12 protein-coding genes are annotated in these 17142 nt (G+C 61.0%); 7 read left to right on the forward strand and 5 right to left on the reverse strand.

The genetic code is table 11. From position 1 onward, the window contains the following. Positions 1-60: 60 nt before the first annotated feature. The gene (locus tag JDW18_RS10800; RefSeq protein ID WP_218239880.1) at positions 61-1026 is read left to right on the forward strand and encodes an IS481 family transposase; all 966 of its coding nucleotides are present in this window, start codon (positions 61-63) and stop codon (positions 1024-1026) included. On the opposite strand, the gene JDW18_RS10805 is transcribed toward JDW18_RS10800, so the two are convergent. Next, positions 982-1368 (reverse strand): glycosyltransferase family 25 protein, encoded by a 387-nt coding sequence (locus JDW18_RS10805; RefSeq protein ID WP_218243605.1) that lies wholly within the window; start codon positions 1366-1368, stop codon positions 982-984. The two genes, JDW18_RS10800 and JDW18_RS10805, sit on opposite strands and share 45 nt — an antisense overlap. Positions 1369-1526: 158 nt before the next feature. On the opposite strand from JDW18_RS10805, the gene JDW18_RS10810 reads away from it, so the two are divergent. Beyond that, the gene (locus JDW18_RS10810) at positions 1527-2846 is read left to right on the forward strand and encodes an HD-GYP domain-containing protein (RefSeq protein WP_218243606.1); all 1320 of its coding nucleotides are present in this window, start codon (positions 1527-1529) and stop codon (positions 2844-2846) included. 11 nt (positions 2847-2857) lie between these two features. Here the strand turns inward: JDW18_RS10810 and JDW18_RS10815 are convergent, their stop codons facing one another. After that, positions 2858-3463, reverse strand: a complete 606-nt coding sequence (locus JDW18_RS10815) for a hypothetical protein (protein WP_218243607.1) — start codon at positions 3461-3463, stop codon at positions 2858-2860. Between the two features lie 172 nt (positions 3464-3635). Between JDW18_RS10815 and imuA the strand changes: the two genes are divergently transcribed. The 4 genes from imuA to JDW18_RS10835 all read left to right on the forward strand — a co-directional run bounded on the left by imuA (position 3636) and on the right by JDW18_RS10835 (position 11195). After that, the gene (imuA, locus tag JDW18_RS10820) at positions 3636-4505 is read left to right on the forward strand and encodes a translesion DNA synthesis-associated protein ImuA (RefSeq protein ID WP_246610449.1); all 870 of its coding nucleotides are present in this window, start codon (positions 3636-3638) and stop codon (positions 4503-4505) included. Between the two features lie 2 nt (positions 4506-4507). After that, positions 4508-5947, forward strand: a complete 1440-nt coding sequence (locus JDW18_RS10825; protein ID WP_218243609.1) for a DNA polymerase Y subunit UmuC family protein — start codon at positions 4508-4510, stop codon at positions 5945-5947. Then, positions 5940-9368: a DNA polymerase III subunit alpha gene (gene dnaE / locus JDW18_RS10830; RefSeq protein WP_218243859.1), complete on the forward strand. Its 3429-nt coding sequence runs from the start codon at positions 5940-5942 to the stop codon at positions 9366-9368. The genes JDW18_RS10825 and dnaE overlap by 8 nt, the downstream gene beginning before the upstream one ends. Before the next feature lie 276 nt (positions 9369-9644). Then, positions 9645-11195, forward strand: coding sequence for a methyl-accepting chemotaxis protein (locus JDW18_RS10835; RefSeq protein ID WP_218243610.1), 1551 nt, complete (start codon positions 9645-9647; stop codon positions 11193-11195). A 124-nt stretch (positions 11196-11319) separates the two neighbouring features. Here the strand turns inward: JDW18_RS10835 and JDW18_RS10840 are convergent, their stop codons facing one another. The 3 genes from JDW18_RS10840 to JDW18_RS10850 all read right to left on the reverse strand — a co-directional run bounded on the left by JDW18_RS10840 (position 11320) and on the right by JDW18_RS10850 (position 15963). Further along, entirely contained in the window at positions 11320-13563 is a 2244-nt protein-coding gene (locus JDW18_RS10840; protein WP_218243611.1) for an AsmA family protein, read from the reverse strand. A 151-nt stretch (positions 13564-13714) separates the two neighbouring features. Continuing rightward, the gene (locus JDW18_RS10845; RefSeq protein ID WP_218243612.1) at positions 13715-14134 is read right to left on the reverse strand and encodes a hypothetical protein; all 420 of its coding nucleotides are present in this window, start codon (positions 14132-14134) and stop codon (positions 13715-13717) included. A 125-nt stretch (positions 14135-14259) separates the two neighbouring features. Continuing rightward, a complete protein-coding gene (locus tag JDW18_RS10850; RefSeq protein WP_218243613.1) occupies positions 14260-15963 on the reverse strand; it encodes an amidohydrolase in 1704 nt (567 codons plus the stop codon). 227 nt (positions 15964-16190) lie between these two features. On the opposite strand from JDW18_RS10850, the gene JDW18_RS10855 reads away from it, so the two are divergent. Then, the gene (locus tag JDW18_RS10855; protein WP_218243614.1) at positions 16191-17102 is read left to right on the forward strand and encodes a pseudouridine synthase; all 912 of its coding nucleotides are present in this window, start codon (positions 16191-16193) and stop codon (positions 17100-17102) included. Positions 17103-17142: the final 40 nt, after the last annotated feature.

Raw genomic sequence — 17142 nt, forward strand, 5'->3', positions numbered from 1 at the left:
TAGCAGACAAGTGCTGCAGGCTGTTGTGGCAACATGGCAATCGTCTTTCAAGGAGCCGCTATGTTGATTGCTCTACACAAGAACGCAACGACCACGCCTGCTACACGACGTGCATTGCAGCAAGCCAGTGGCACGGACCGGGAGTTGGCCCAGCAATACGGCATTGGCCTGGACACGGTGCGCAAGTGGCGTCATCGCACTACGGTGCACGATGCCAGTCATACGCCGCACCGATTGCAGACCACGCTCAATGCGGCACAGGAAGAATTGGTGGTCTATCTGCGCACCCAACTGCTGCTGCCGCTCGATGATTTGCTGGCAGTGGTGCGGGAGTTTATTGAGCCTGCCATGAGCCGTTCTGCGCTGGATCGCTTGCTGCGCAGACGAGGCCACTCCAGATTGCCCATACAGCCCAAGCCTGAGGGCGAGCACAAACCCTTCAAGGCGTATGAGCCTGGCTATGTACATGTAGATGTGAAGTACCTGCCCCAGATGCACGATGAGGACAAGCGCCGCTATGTTTTTGTTGCCATCGATCGAGCTACACGCTGGGTGTTCATTGATATCAAGCAGCACAAGACGGCAGCATCCGCCAAAGCCTTCTTGGCTGCCGTACGCAAAGCTGCAGCGTTCAAGATCCACACCATCCTCACCGACAACGGCAAAGAGTTCACAGACCGATTGTTTGGAAGCCGCACACGTCAGCCCTCAGGCGAGCACGAATTCGACCAGTTATGCCAAGCATTGGGGATAGAGCATCGGCTGACCAAGCCAAAGACGCCGCAAACCAACGGCATGGTTGAGCGCTTCAATGGCCGCCTGAGCCAGGTGCTGCGCTCGCATCACTTCAACAGCGCAGAGGATTTGGAGAAGACACTGCACAGGTTTGTCTGGCTGTACAACCACCACTTGCCACAAAAGGCACTGGGGCATGAAGCCCCAGTCCAAGCACTCAAAAAATGGAAGATGAAAGCACCTGATTTATTCGTCAAGAACGTGCGTAATCATCCGGGACCTGACAGCTAGGCAATCCAGAAAAATGATGTCAACTTCTGGCTGGCTGTTCACAAAATGAGTCAGAACATCGGCTGTCAGGATGGCGGGCAGGCTGGGGCTGAAATCGACATCGTCTTCCAGCACAAGCAGCAGGCTTTCGGGATTGCTTTGCTCAATGAGCATGCGGTGTGAGAGGAAGCAGCCCTGAATACTGGCGATTTCGCGGTTGGTTTCAGGAGCCTGCTTGCGTCCATCAATGGCATCAAACCGCTGAATCCAGGTATCAAGCTGCAGATTCTGGATTTGTTGCTCCATATGCGCGCGGCGCTCAAGACTTCTATCCAGATTGATGTAGTAGCCTTCAAGAATCATGGCGGAACCCAATAGATTGGTGGAGTGTCGGCATTATCTGAAAGTGTTGGGGTTTTCATTCGCGGGAATTCACGGCTTTGCTGCATGTTTCAATGCTGCACTGGTGTTTCTATCTGCAACAATCAGGTGTTGTTGAGCAGAAGGTAAAGAGCACTTTGATGAGCGAGAACGAGGGAGCGTCGGGCAGCACGAATGACATGCATTTTTTGCGTGCTGTCACGGATATGGCCGAGCGCCTGCCGGTGGTGACGGGCGATGCCATCTATACCGATAAAGGCATCAAGCTCGTGGACAAGGGCGCGCGGGTGGATCAGCGTCTGTACGACAGGCTGGTCAGCCACAAGCTGCGTGACCCGATTGATGAAAGTCTGGTGGCAGACAATCTGGTCGATGCCCCGGCACTGCTGGCGCTGGCCAGAAGCCAGTGCGAGGGCATGGATCTGCTGCGCAGGCTGGTGGCTGACCTGGGCGATGTTGAACGTCTGCTGGCCCCGCTGCAGGGGCTGCTGCTGCCGCGCTCCATTGCGTTCAAGCTGACGGTGATGCGCGAGCAGCGCAGCGAGCTGTTTGAGCACAGCGTGCAAATGGCGCTGGTATCCATCTTTCTGGCGCTGAAAAACGGCTGGAACGAGCGCGAATGCGTGTCTCTGGCCACGGCTGCGCTGCTGCACGATGTGGGCATGCTCTATATGGACCCAGCCTGGACGGACCCGGACCACCGTTTATCCACCACGCAGCGCAAGCATCTGGTTGCGCACTCCGTCACAGCCATGCTGGTGGTGCGCGATGCCAAGGTTTATTCGCAGGCCGTGGAAATGGCGGTGCTGGAGCACCATGAGCGCATGGATGGCAGCGGCTATCCGCGTGGCGTGCAGGGCGCGGTGATCTCGCCCATGGGGCAGGTGCTGCTGCTGGCCGAAGTGGTGTCGGCCTTTTTCGAGAAGTTCAGCGACATGCCGGGCCAGCGACTTTCGTTGATGCTGCGCATGAACCACAAAAGCTATCCCGCTGATCTGGTGCACCATATTCTGCCGCTGCTGTATGACGAGATGCTGCCCGGCCTGCCGCTGGCGCCCATGCAGGCCGAAGTGGCGCACAGCACCGCCGCGCTGGAAGCTGCGCTGACCATGTGGTCCCAGCTGCGCGCAAACTTTCCCGCAGGCTGGAGCCAGCTGCCCGAGGCATCCAGCGCGAATTTTGTGGAGCAAAGCCTGCAATTGCTACAAAAGCAGCTGGCGGAATCTGGCTCTCACCCCAGTCAGCAGCTGCATGTGCTCAGCTACCTCAAGGACGACGCGCAGGGCATGGGCGAGTTGACGCTGGTCAACCGCGAAGCGCTATGGAAACTGCAGTCCATCATCAACGACTGCCTGCGCCGCTGGCCGCTGAGCACGGCCAAAGGTACGCCGCTGGAGGGCGCTGTAGCCCAGTGGTGCGACGCCTGTGCGCGCATCGCGCCTGCGGCGCCCAAGGACTGAGGTCGGCGCAGTCAGGTGCTGGCGCTTGATGGACCATGCAAATAGACCGCCAGCTTGCCCAGGGGCAGCGTGCCTGACTTCAGCCAGCCCTTGGGTGGATAGACGTAAGCGCCTTGCCAGCCCACGGGCGCGCCGCCGCTCTCCAGCACCTGCAGCCACCAGACATGCATGGGCAGCAGCAGCCCGGCATGGGCGTAATAGCTGAAGATCACATCCATCAAGACCTCCAGGGGGGCGGCCAGCGCAGGAGTCAGGCCCCGCTGCGGGCCGATGTGGTGCAGCAAAGGCATGGCCACATCGGCGTTGAACTGCTCGCACTGGCGTTGATACAGCGGCTTGCGAAACTGTGGGTGGCGGGCCTTGCCTGGCAGCGTCAAATGGCTCATGTCTTCCAGAATCTCGGTCCAGGCATAAAAGCCCAGGCAGCGCTCGTCATTGAGAAACTCGAAATCCTGCTGCGTGGCCAATAGCTGGGCCAGTTGCGGATCCGTCACGACTTGCTCATGCAGCGTAGGCGGGTGTTGGCCGCTGAGAAACACCTCGCTGCGAATCAGCGTCGCCATGCGATTGATCAAGGCCTGTGTGTCCTGCTCCAGATGCGAAGTGCGCTTCTTCATGAGGGCAAGATTAGCAGATTGAATGCTTTCAATTTTGTAGCGGATAGCGCTTTGCAGTGAAGCGCTACAAGGCTTTTTGATGCCTGATACCCGGTCCGGGTCAGGCTGAATGCGGCTGCGTTTGTTTTCTCGATGCTGTATATTTGTACAGTATTTTGGAAATGCCATCACCGTGCAGCCACATCGCATCACTCGCAGCACCAACTGCGACACCACCCACAGGGCCGACCCATCGGCTTTGCTCGGTGCTGCGCGTCTGCATGCGTTACAAGCGCTGCAGCTGGACGGCGTGTGGCGAGGCAGCGACTGGCATGGGGTGCAGATGCAGAAAGTCTGGCCCAGCGGCCATGTGGCGCTGGATGCCGAGTTGCCCGGCGGTGGCTGGCCGGGCAATGCGCTGGTGCAGATTCAGCAGCCGCAGCACACCCATGCGGAATGGCCGCTGCTGCTGCCCGCGCTGGCGCGCCAGGCCGGGCTGCAGCCGGGAAAGCTGGTGCTGATAGCCCCGCCGTATCTGCCATTTACTCCGGCGCTGCAGGCTGTGGGCATTGCGGCCCAGCGCCTGTGCTGCGTGCCGCAGTTGCCGGGGCAGTCACCTCAGGATCTGGCCTGGGCCTGCGAGCAAGCCCTGCATTGCCGCGATGTACTGGCTGTGCTGGCCTGGTTGCCAGACTTGCCTATGGCGGCCCTGCGGCGTTTGCAGCTGGCCGCCGCATCACAGGGGCGGCCGCTGTGGCTGTGGCAGGGCCTGCAGCAGGAGCAGCACAACTCGCCCGCAGCCCTGCGTTTGCGCCTGCAAAGAACGCCGCAGGATGCAGCCAGCCTGCAGGTTCAGATACTCAAGCGCCGTGGGCCAGCCCTGGATAAGCCATTGCAGCTATCACTTTCGCAGTGGGCCTGGGCGCCAGTACTGCAGGCTCAGGCCAGCCGCCATGCGCGCCAGAGCGAGGAGGCCGCCTTGCTCATGCAGGGGCGGGCCATATCGTCTGCGAGCACATCAGCAGCCACGTCGGCAATCGTGGCACAGAGCATGGCGGGCTGAAGATGCAAGGGCGCGAGCACTGGCTGGCCTGGCCTCTGGAGCGGCTGAATCAGGGGGCGGCCTTGTCATCCCGCCATGACAGCCTTTACTGGTGGGCGCTGGAGTTTTCTCCACGCGTGGCCGTGCTGGAAGAGGCTTTGCTCATTGAAACTAGCATGGTGCAGCGCCTCTGGGGTGGGCTGCAGCCCATGCTGGAGCGGCTGGATGAGGCTTTGAACATGGCCTGCATGGCCTGCACGGCAGCACCACCTGTGCGCGCACAGGCGAATACCGCATGGCTGGCGCTGGCGCGGCTCAGGCTGCTGCAACACAGCCGGGCACAGGGCGTGCCAGAGCCTGAGGCCATGCCTGCGGATGCGCTGCCGCTGTGGACGCTGACCGCGTTGCAGCCCCACAGTGCCATGCTGATGCGACTGGGCTGCCAGACTTGGGGGCAGGTGCGCGCCTTGCCGCGTGCCGGGCTTTCGCGGCGCATCGGGGCCAGGGCTTTGCGGGCGCTGGATGAGGCTTACGGCCTGCAGCCCCAGACCCTGAACTGGCTGCAACTGCCCGAGCAGTTCGTGCTGCGCCACGATCTGGGCTATCCCGCCCACAACGCCGATGTGGTGCTGCATGCGGCCCAGCCCCTGCTGCGTGCGCTGCAATTTTGGCTGCAGGCCCGCCACCACGCGGTGCTGGCGCTGGAGCTGCGCTGGCACCATGACCTGCGGCGAATCGATGGGCAGGCGCTGCCCGCCTGGGAAAGCCTGCTCATACGCACGGCCCAGCCCACGCAGGGCATGGCGCATTTGCAGCGCTTGCTGCGTGAGCATCTGCATCAAAGGCGCTGGCGGGCACCGGTGGACATGCTGGAGCTGAAGGCGCCAGACACTCAGGCCTGGGCTGCGGCCTCGCTCAGCTGTCTGCCAGATCTGGCCGCACAGCAAAGCGACAGCCGCAGCCTGGCATGGCATGAATGGGTAGAGTGCCTGAGCGCCCGCTGGGGCGAGAGTGCTGTGCAGCAGCCCGAGGCTTGCGCAGATCACCGGCCTGAAGCCATGCAGCGCTGGCGCAACGTGGCTGCCGGTGCAGCAGATCAGGCGCCGACCGCAGCCGCCAGCCCCGCGCCCCGCAAAAAGCCGGCGGCCCGCAGCGAATGTGCAGACCCCTGGCAGGCGCTGTGGCCGCCCTGGCTGCTGCCCCAGCCGCTGGCGCTGACAGTGCAAAACAACCGCCCCCACTGGCACGGGCCGCTGCAGCTGCGTGCCGGGCCTTACCGGCTGGAGTCTGGCTGGTGGGAAGGCGGGCAGACCCAGGCGGGCCTGGCGGTGCGCGATTATTTTGTGGCCTTCAATGAAGTGGTCGGCCATGTCTGGATTTACCGCGAGCGTGCGCAGACCCGTGCCTGGCTGGTGGCTGAAGCACATTCGCCCTGCTGGTTTGCGCAAGGTGTCTATGGCTGAGGTTGATGTGCAAGAGATCACTCAGACCCGGCTGGCCGCGCCGCCGCCAGCGGCCACGCCTGCCGTGCCCGTGGCCAGTGGGGCGGGCAAGGGGCCACTGGCTTATGCGGAGCTGCATTGTCTGTCGAGCTTCAGCTTTCTGCGCGGGGCCTCGTCACCGGCAGAGCTGGTGCACCGTGCCAAAAGTCTGGGCTATGCCGCGCTGGCGCTGACGGATGAATGCTCGGTGGCCGGTGCCGTGCGCGCCTATGAAGCCGCGCGGGACTGCGGGCTGCACCTGATTTACGGCAGTGAATTTGTCTGGGGGCCGCTCAAAGTCGTGGCGCTGGCCCGCGATTTGCAGGGCTGGGGCAACCTTTGCGAATTCATCACCGCGGCCCGCAGCCGTGCAGAAAAAGGCGCTTATGTGGTCGATGAAGCCAGCCCCTGGCAACTGCTGCAGCGGGGCTGCGAATGCCTGCTGCTGCCCCAGCGCAGTGAACTGGATGCTTCTGATTTGGTAGCTATCAACGCTTGTATATCAAAGGCTTCAGGCTGTTTTGATGCTAATTCTCTATGGCTGGGCGTGGAACTGCACCTCGCGCCCGACGATAGCCTGTGGCTGCAGACCTTGCAGCAAGTGGGTGCCGATTTGGCCCTGCCGCTGCTGGCTTGCGGCGATGTGCATATGCATGCCCGCTCGCGCAAGCCGCTGCAGGATGTGGTGACCGCCATCCGCCTGGGCCGCACCGTGGCCGAATGCGGTTTTGCGCTGCAGCCCAATGCTGAGCGGCATCTGCGCTCGCGCCTGCGGCTGGCGGCGCTCTATCCCCAAGCCATGCTGGATGCCACGCTGCGCCTGGCCCGGCGCTGCCAGTTCAGCCTGAGCGAAATTCGCTATCACTACCCGCAGGAAAGCGTGCAGCCCGGCATGACGGCCACGCAGACGCTGGCCTGGCTGACCTGGGAGGGCGCGGCGGGCCGCTATCCCCAGGGCATTCCTGAAGATGTGGCCAGGCAGCTTAGGAAAGAACTGGCGCTGATTGCCGAGCAGCAGTACGAGATGTACTTTCTGACCGTGCACGACATCGTGCGCTATGCGCGCAGCGTTGGCATTCTCTGCCAGGGCCGTGGCTCGGCGGCCAACTCTGCGGTGTGCTACTGCTTGGGCATTACGGCCGTGAACCCCGACGGCAACCATCTGCTGTTTGAGCGCTTTATCAGCAAAGAGCGCAGCGAGCCGCCCGATATCGATGTGGACTTCGAGCACGCGCGGCGCGAAGAGGTCATTCAGTACATCTACAGCAAATACGGGCGCGAGCGGGCTGCCATCACGGCGGTGGTGAGCTGCTGGCGCAGCCGCGGTGCGCTGCGCGATGTGGGCAAGGCGCTGGGCCTGCCTGCCGATTTGATCGACGCACTGGCCAAGGGGCAGTACTGGTTCAGCGAGCACGCCAAGGCGCAGGCTGAAAAAGCAGAGCATTCAGCGCAGGCTGGCGCTGCGTTTGGGGCAGAAACTGCGGATGAGGAAGGCCCTGAGGCATTGCCCGAAGACTGGGTAGAACGCAAATTCAAGGAAGCCCAGGTGCTGGCCGGGGAGATGGGCAGCGCCATCAGCGCCCACCTGTTGCGGCTGTGGGTAGAGCTGGCCTGGCAGCTCAAGGACAGCCCGCGCCACCTCAGCCAGCATGTGGGGGGCTTTGTGCTGACCGAGGGCAAGCTCACGCGGCTGGTGCCGGTAGAGCCTGCCAGCATGGAAAACCGCTCTGTCATTCAGTGGGACAAGGATGATCTGGACATCGTGGGCCTGCTCAAGGTCGATGTGCTGGCGCTGGGCATGCTCACCATGCTGCGCAAGGCCCTGGACGAGCGCACCCGCTGGCGCGGCGAGGGCATGGAGCTCTACCAGATTCCGCAGGAAGACCCGGCCACCTACGCCATGATCTGCAAGGCTGACACCGTGGGCACGTTCCAGATCGAAAGCCGTGCCCAGATGAGCATGTTGCCGCGCCTGCAGCCGCGCACGTTTTATGACCTGGTGGTGGAAGTCGCCATCGTGCGGCCCGGGCCGATTCAGGGCGGCATGGTCCACCCCTATCTGCTGGCGCGAGAGCGGCAAAGGCGCGGCCTGCCGCTCAAGCTGGAAAACGCCGAGCTGAAAAACGCGCTGGCGCGCACGCTGGGTGTGCCGATTTTTCAGGAGCAAGTCATGCAAATTGCCATGGATGCGGCCAAATTCTCGGCCGGCATGGCCGATGAGCTGCGCCGATCCATGGCGGCCTGGAAGCGCAAGGGCGGCGTGCACAAATTTGAGCGCCCGCTGGTGGACACCATGATTGCGCGCGGCTACAGCAGTGAATTTGCCAACGCCATCTTTCAGCAGATGCTGGGTTTTGGCGAATACGGCTTTCCTGAAAGCCACGCCACCAGCTTTGCGCTGCTGGCCTATGCCAGCGCCTGGCTCAAGCGGCACGAGCCCGCGATTTTTCTGCAGGCCTTGCTCAACGCCCAGCCTATGGGCTTTTACACGCCTTCGCAACTGGTGCAGGATGCGCGCCGCCACGGGGTGCGCGTGCTGCCTGTCGATGTGTGCCACAGCCACTGGCAATGCACGCTGGAGGCGCCCTTGCAGCCCCTGCGCGGTGTGGCCCATCCCCAGCCTGCGGTGCGACTGGGGCTGAACTGCGTGGCGCATCTGGGCAAGGCCGCTGCGCTACGCATTCAGGAGCAGGCAGCGCAATCCCCCTGGAGGGATGTGGCCGATTTGGCCATCAGGGCGCAGCTGGACAAGCAGACAATGGAAGCGCTGGCCGCTGCCGATGCGCTGCGCAGCCTGGCCGGGCACCGGCGCCAGCAGATGTGGGATGCGGCGGCGCAAACCAGCCTGCCGCCCATCTTTGCCCAGAGCGCGATTCATGAGCCCCGGCTGGTGCTGCCCGAGGCGAAAGAGGGCGAAGAGATCATGTTTGACTACGCCGCCACGGGCCTGAGCCTGCGCCGCCACCCGCTGGCCCTGCTGCGCGACAAGCTGGCGCGCCATGGCTTGAAGACGGCGGCAGAACTGCGCCAGATGCTGCCGGGCCAGAAGGTGCGCGCCTGCGGCATCGTCACCGTGCGCCAGCGCCCGCCCACGGCCAATGGCACGCTGTTCATCACGCTGGAAGATGAAACCGGCACCATCAACCTGGTGGTGTGGAGCCAGACCTTTGCGCGCTGGCAGCCCGCGCTGCTGCAGTCACGCCTGCTGGCCGTAGAAGGCGTGTGGCAGCGCAGCACCGCCCCGCAGCTGAAGGAAGGGGAGGAATCCTCATCAAATCAGCCTTCAGCCCAAGAGTATCAAGCGCCAGCAGCTCATCATTTGGTAGTGATGCGGGCAAAGAACATGACGCACTGGCTGGGGCGTTTTGCCGCAGTGGGGCTGAGCAGCCGGGACTTTCATTGATGGCTGGCATGGGCGTGGCGCAGTTCCGCCTGACGATCACTCTGGCTCACTAGAAATAGCCTGTGAGGGGCCAGGTTTGAAGGGCGCAAGAGTGAATGCGCTCTGAAAAGCCAGGCTGCCTCACGGTTCTGTGCAGAAACTCCCAGTTTCTGGCCACTTCAGTCTGATGAGGTGGCTTAAGCACTCGATAATACTAATTACATTCTGTTTCGTTCTGCGATAGGCGGCGCATCACAAAGACTGCGCCGAGTGGTTTTTTGTGAATGGATGAGAGCGATGAGATTGACCAAGCTGAACATTGGTGCCCGCCTGGGCCTGGGGTTCGCCGTGGTGCTGGCTTTTGCCGTGGTTATCACGGCAATTGGCATGTGGCAGCTGCATTCCGTGGGTAACGCCACGCAGCAGATGATGGAGGAGCCCCTGAGCAAGGAGCGCCTGATCAGTGACTGGAATAGCAACGTCAGTGTGGCTGTGGCGCGCACCACGGCCATTGCCAAGAGCAGCGATGCAAGCCTTGTCCCATTCCTGGCAGCGGATGCTGCTGCCACGGCCAAGGGCACGGCAGATGTACTCAAGCAGATCGAGCCTTTGATTTCTCAGCCTGCGGAGCGCGAGATCATGGCCAAGATCATGCTGGTGCGCAAAACCTATATTGCCAGCCGCGATCAGGTCAGCCAGCTCAAGGCCGAAGGCCGGGCAGAAGAAGCCGAAGCGACCCTGGTCAATAGTTTTGTGCCAGCGGCTCAGGGCTATCTGAAGCTGCTGGGCGAGTTGCTGAGCCTGCAGCGCGCCAGTCTTGATGCCAAGGCGGCAGAGGTGGAAAGCATTGAAAGCAGTAGCAAGCACTATTTCCTGATTCTGGCGGTGCTGGCGGTGGCCATTGGCGCCATCAGCGCATGGCGCCTGACGGTGGGCATTACCGAGCCGCTCAAGCACGCAGTCGGTGTGGCCCGCCGTGTGGCCGATGGCGATCTGAGTACCAATATTCGCGTGACTGGCAGTGACGAAACAGCCCAGCTGATGCAGGCGTTGCACGATATGAACACCAGCCTCGATCGTCTGGTGGGCCAGGTGCGCCAGGGCACGGACAGCATTGCCACGGCGTCCAGCCAGATTGCCTCGGGCAATCATGACCTTTCTGCACGCACCGAAGAGCAGGCCAGCTCTTTGCAGCAGACTGCCGCCTCGATGGAGCAGCTGACTTCCACCGTCAAGCAAAACGCTGACAACGCCAGTCAGGCCAACCAGCTGGCCATGTCGGCATCTGAGGTGGCGGTCAAAGGCGGCATGGTGGTCTCGCAGGTGGTGGAGACCATGGATGCCATCAGCCAGTCTTCACGCAAGATTGCCGACATCATTGGCGTGATTGACGGTATCGCTTTTCAGACCAATATCCTGGCGCTGAATGCCGCCGTGGAAGCAGCACGTGCGGGTGAGCAGGGTCGTGGCTTTGCCGTGGTGGCCTCAGAGGTGCGCTCTCTGGCTGGGCGCAGCGCAGAGGCGGCCAAGGAGATCAAGCAGCTGATTCAGGCCTCGGTCACCAAGGTGGAAGAGGGCAGCGCGCAGGTCAGCCAGGCGGGCCAGACCATGGATGAAATCGTCTCCAGCGTGCAGCGCGTGACGGACATCATGGGCGAGATTACCTCCGCCAGCCATGAGCAGACCAGCGGTATCGAGCAGATCAACCGCGCAGTGGCGGAAATGGATCTTGTCACTCAGCAAAATGCCGCACTGGTGGAAGAGTCAACGGCTGCCGCTCAATCCATGCAGCAGCAGACCAGCGACTTGTCGCAAATGGTCAGCGTGTTCAGGCTCAAGCGCGGCTGAGGGTGCGGGGGTCTCAGAGCATGGGCATGCTCTGAGACTTGTATCGCGCAGCAGTCGTCGCAATCCGGTTTGGGCGAATGGCTGACCTGACCGACAGGCTGAGGCTGCGCGACAGCCGCAACGGCTATTTTTTTGCGTGAACGGCTGCCAGCAACTGCTTGCAGTTCACATCGTCATCGGCGGCGGGCACGGTCAGTGGCACCAGGGCCAGCGCAACCGGTGCAAAAACTGCAGCAGCTACCGCAGCACCGGCGCGGGCTGCCAGCGGCCCGGGTTCCAGGCCCACATCGGGCTTGGCAAAGCTACCGCGCACATACAGCGGGGTGCGCAGCGAGAAGAATTTCCACTTCAGCGACTCTGGGACGATGCGCAAATTCATGCTCTCCTGCGCCAGGCTGATCTGACCCGTGGCTTCCACAATGGCTTCCGTGGTTGCGAGCTTGGCAATACGGGGTTTTGCCAGACCGTTTTGCACATTGAAGTCGGCCACTGCGCAGCGCAACTGCACTTCCTTGTCGTTGCCAAACAGCTTGGATACCAGAATCGATCCTACGTTGAGGCCCGCCATGTCGAGCAGTTGTTTGCTGAAGGTTCCGTCTCGCACAAAGAGCTTGACGGAACCATTGCCTGTGCCCAGCCACTGGGCCAGAGATTCACCATGGCCGTTGAGAGAGATGGCCCCATCCAACCGCCCCAGGCTTTTTTTCATCTCTTCAACCTTGGGGAACAGTGCCGAGAGTTTGAGTGCCTGAACCTGTCCTTTGATTTGCGCGGCCACGGGTTTGGCGTGACTGTCAATGCTGGCGTCCAGGCTGAGTGCGCCTTCGGCCAGACCAAATTTAAGCGGTGCCAGCACCAGTTTTCCATTGTTTAGCAGGGCATGAACGCTGAGGTTTTGCACGGGCAGAGCCTGAGGGCGAATGATGTGGGCGCTGTCGTATTGCAGGTCCATGTCCATCTTGTCCCAATGGGCGGTTTCGAACTGGATCTGCGGTAGGACTTTGCCATTGCTGGTCTTTGGGGCCGCCGTGCTGCCCGAGGGCGCTGCACCGACAAGCGGCCCCAGATCGACCAGACGCAGCTGCCTAGAGTGCATTTTTCCAGTCAGTTTGGGGCGCGGCTTGCCTGAGCTGTACTGAATGTCGCCGCTCAGATCGCTTTCGCCCACCTTGCCCTGAAATTTTTCGTAGCTCCAGATGGCCTTGCCCGGTTGCAGACTGCCAACCAGATGGCCGCTGGTTTCAAACGGTGGCGTGGCGGGCAGCAGCAGCCCTGTCAGGTCAAACAGATCGGCCATGCTCCGGCCGCGCAGCCGCACCTGAAAGTCCAGGCCATCCAGGGTTCTGGGGTTGTCCAGAAAACCTTCGGCGAAGGCTTGCAGATTGCCCGCCTTGGCAACCAGGCGCAGTGGAAAGTGCAGCTTTTCCTGGCGCAGGTCCAGCGTGGGGCCCATTAGCCCCTGTGCCTGAATCTGCGCATGGGCCTTGCCCTGGTTCATATAGCCGCTGAGGCCTATGCGTGTGCCGTAGGGCTGTGTGGCTGAAACAGGTTTGCGCAGGCTGTCCACCCGGGCGCGCAAAGCCATGTTTTTGACGCCATCGGACCAGCCCAGCGCGCCATCATCAATGCGCAGTTGGCCAATGTCGAAACTCCAGCGTGGCCCATCGTTTTGCGAGGGCGTAAACGTCCAGTTGTTGTCGCCACTTTTGCTGCGGGCCAGCACAATATCAGGGCCTTGCAGTCGCAGGCTATCCAGTTGCACATGGCGGGCCAGCAAAGGCCACAGGCGCAGGCTGGCGCTGGCCCGCGCCACGGTTGCCATGGTGCCCGGGCCGCGCTCGGGCGGGGGCAGCGAAGCCTGGGCAATGCTGTCCTCGTCTTCATCTTCAGAAGGGACGGCAGGCTTGGCATCTTTGGGCGGGTGGCGCTGCTCGGTGGTGTGGCCGGTGATACGACCGGTGTTGAGTTCCTTGGGCACGGCAGGCAGGGCAGGGTGGTCTGCACTGCCTTTGTCGGGCTGCTGCGCAATGCTCCAGCCTGCAGGCTGACTCAGCGACAGGTCAGAAGCCTGAATAATGACGCCAGGAATCCAGTGCCTCCACCCGTTATCGAGCGGCTGAGGCCAGGTCCAGTGCACTCGCAGATCACCGTTGATGGCAAACTCGCGCCCGGTTGCAGTGCTGACTTTTTCATTGACCCAAGGCTTGAGGCGGTTCCAGTCCATCAGCGCAATGATGGCAATGACCGCCAGCACCACAGCCAGCCAGATGCCCAGAGCGATCAACAGCCAGCGCAGCCAGCGGCGGCGCGGGGCCGCTGTAGGTGTGGTGCTGGGGGTATCAATTGGCGTGGCGGCAGTTTCAACCATGAGCATGAGTCCTTGTGGCTACATGCTAGCGCGGGCCAGGCAGCGGGCTGCGTCATCCAAGGCCGATGATGAATGATGCGCTGTTTGCTATTGTTTGGATAGCTGTAAGCGTTTGATGTAAAAGCGCTTGCAGCATGAATGATCTGAAGTCTCAGAGGCTGTAGGGATAGCGCAGGCCCAGCCCGGGGCTGATCTGCTCCATCAGGCTGGTCAGCAGTGCGCTGAAGGCTTCGTCGTCCAGTGCTTCCCATTGCCTCAGCAGGTCGGCCAGTTGCAGCCATTGGCCAAAGTCCAGGTCCATGGGGGTAGCCACTGCGTCAGGGCCGTCATCATGATCGAGAAAGCCGATGTGCTGCTGGCCATCCAGAGACATCAGCCAGGCATCACCAGTGCCAGATACGGCGAACACCCACCACTCTTGCCCGAGCTGCGCCCGTGGCGCATAGCGCCCCTGCGTTTCGCTGGACGCCTGCTGAGCATTGAGAAATACGCAATCGCCGGAAATCTCCCGCGCGGGCCAGCGGTGGCGCGGCTGCACGTGCGTAATATCGCTGGATTCAAACAATTCCAAGGCTATGGCTTGAGGGCTTCGCAGTGAGAGCATGAAAAGTCCGGGGAAATAGCTCATAGCCTAACGCAGCTTGCAGGGCCTTTGCAGGTGGCGGTCGGGCTTTCTGGTGGCCACCTGCTTGTCTCTCAGCGTTTGAACACGGTCTTTCCCTCGACTATCGTCTCCAGCACCTGAATGTCCTTGATCGTGGATTTATCCACGCTGAGCAGGTCGGCGGAGAGAATGGCCAAGTCGGCATATTTGCCTTTTTCGAGAGAGCCGCGCTCTTTTTCTTCAAAGTTCTGATAGGCCGCATTGATGGTGGTTGCGCGCAAGGCTTCCAGCGGGGAGATGGTCTGGTCTGCACCGAGAACCTGACCGCTGGTAGTGAGCCGGTTGACTGCCGACCAGATCAGCTTCATGGGCTCCATGGGAACCACGGGGGTGTCGGTATGAATGGTGAACTTCATACCACGCTGCAGGGCTGAACGGGCTGGGCTGATACGCGACGCGCGCTCCTTGCCCAGAAAAATATCGCGATGGCGATCGCCCCAGTAGTAGGTGTGCAGCACAAAGAAGGAAGGAATGACACCCAGTTTTTTCATATCATCCAGCTGCGACTCGGTACCCATCTGAGAATGGATGATGGTGTGTCTGGCATTGGGTCTGGGCAAGGTGGCCTGCGCATTGCTGTAGGCGAAAAGTATGTCTTCTATCGCCTGGTCGCCGTTGCCGTGCACCAGCATTTGTTTGCCTTCCTGGTGCACTTGCAGCACATGCTGGCTCAGCGCTGTTCTATCTGTGCGCGCAGTACCAGCATAGTTGGCATCGCCGTGAAATGGTGTGTGATAAGGGTGCGACAGATAGCCGGTGTAGCCTTGAATGGAGCCGTCAGAGAAATCCTTGATGCCTGTGATCTTGACCTTGCCGCTTTTGAGTGAAAGCTGGTCAACACCCTGGCGATAGCCAAACGTGGGCAGGGCCATTACGCGGATGGGCAAAGCCCCTGACTGAGCGGCCGTTTCCAGTGCGGCGATGGCTGGCGCATAAGAGGCACCCTCGCTGGCTGTCGTAACGCCTTGCGAGGCATATTGCCTGGCGGCGGCTGCAATACCGGCTTGCACCTGGGCTGTGGTGTAGCCGGGCTTATAGGCGCTTACCAGTTGTACTGCGGTCTCATCGAGAACCCCCGTGGGCTCGCCAGATGCATCGCGGCGTATGGCTCCCCCTGATGGGTCTGGCGTATCTCTGGTGATACCAGCCAGCGCCAATGCAGCGCTATTGGCCACGGCAAAGTGGGCAGAGATATGGTTGATGAAAATGGGCTGGGTCGTTGAAATCTGGTCCAGATCGTCTCGCGTGGGGTGGCGCTGTTCCTTGATCTGTGTATCGTCATAGCCCCAGCCGACCACCCAGTCACTGGCTCCAACCTTGGCTTTTTGCTCTCGCAGGCGGTTGAGCAGTTCATCCATGGTGGTGATGTCGCCAATGGGCTTGCTGTTCAGGTTGGCGTCATACAGTTCATTGGTACCAGCCATCGTGAAGTGGCTGTGTGCATCGTAGATGCCGGGAATCATGGTCTTGCCAGCGAGGTCGATGACTTGTGTCTGGCTACCTATATAGCGTCTGGTTGCTGCATTGCTGCCAATATCCAGAATTTTTCCGTCTTTGACAGCCAGACTTTGCGCCACAGAGCCTGCATCGTCCACGGTGATGATGTTGCCGTTCTGATAGACAGTCTGGGCCTGTGCTGCACTATGGGCATTGTCTCCGTCGCCGCATCCCGAGAGCAGAGTGAACGGGGTGAGTAGGGCTAAAAGGCTTTTGCGAAATGGTTGTTGTGTTGGCATGTATCTGAAACAGGGTGAGCGCTTGAGGGGCTACTCTTAAAGTGATAGCTGCATACCCATTGAATAATTGGATATGCGCCGTTTTTATGCGCAGATGATCAGAGTGCCAAGCTAGCAATTTGCATTTGCTTATGAGCTTGTCGTGCAAGCGAAGTTGGCTGGGGGCGTCTCATGCACATGGTCGTTTTGCGGATAGTGAGCACTGTCAGCCACTAAAATTTCGGGCCATGCATAACGCACACGATCCCAAAGTTTTGCCTGTCCGCGAGGGTGTCAGCCCCAGCTGTGTGGTGCTGCCGAGTCAGGGGCAGGGCTTGCTGATCGACTTTCTCTGCGAGCGTTTGTCGTCGGTCAGCCGTTTTGACTGGCTCAGGCGCATGCAGGCTGGGGAGGTGGTCAGCGAAGCGGGGGACAAAGCCGGGCAGGCCACGGCGTTCATGCCGGGCATGCGCTATTACTACTATCGTGAACTGGCGGCTGAGCCACTCATTCCGTTCGAGGCGCAAGTCATTCACCGTGATGCGCATCTGCTGGTGGCGGACAAGCCGCATTTCCTGCCTGTGGTGCCTGCGGGGCAGTATTTGCAGAACACGCTGCTGGTGCGCCTCAAGCGTGAGTTTGATCTGCCCGAGCTGTCTCCCATTCACCGCATAGACCGCGATACCGCCGGGCTGGTGGTTTTCTCCGTTCAGCGCGCCACACGCGGTATTTATCAGGGCTTGTTCAGAGATCGCGCCATTCACAAAGTCTATGAGGCCGTGGCGCCATACCGCGCCGATCTGGTGTTCCCTCGCGAGCATGCCAGTCGCATGGAAGAAAGCGGGCATTTCTTTCGCATGCATGAAGTGGCGGGCGAGCCCAATAGCCGCACGGCCATGGAAATCATGGAGCACAACGAACGCTGGGCCCGCTACCGCCTGACGCCGGTTTCCGGCAAGCGCCACCAACTGCGCGTGCACATGGCAGCGCTGGGCTTGTCGCTGAAGGGCGATGCTTTTTACCCGGAAGTCAACGACCCTGAGCCGGGTGACTACTCCAACCCGCTGCAACTGCTGGCGCGCAGCCTGGCCTTTGAAGATCCGCTGACCGGGCAGACACGAGAGTTCTTCAGTCGCCGCAGCCTGCTGCCCTTGCCTTGATCTGACGTTTTAGCGCTGAAATTCCTTGGCTGAAAGCAGG

The organism is Comamonas fluminis (assembly GCF_019186805.1).
Lineage (GTDB): Bacteria > Pseudomonadota > Gammaproteobacteria > Burkholderiales > Burkholderiaceae_C > Comamonas > Comamonas fluminis.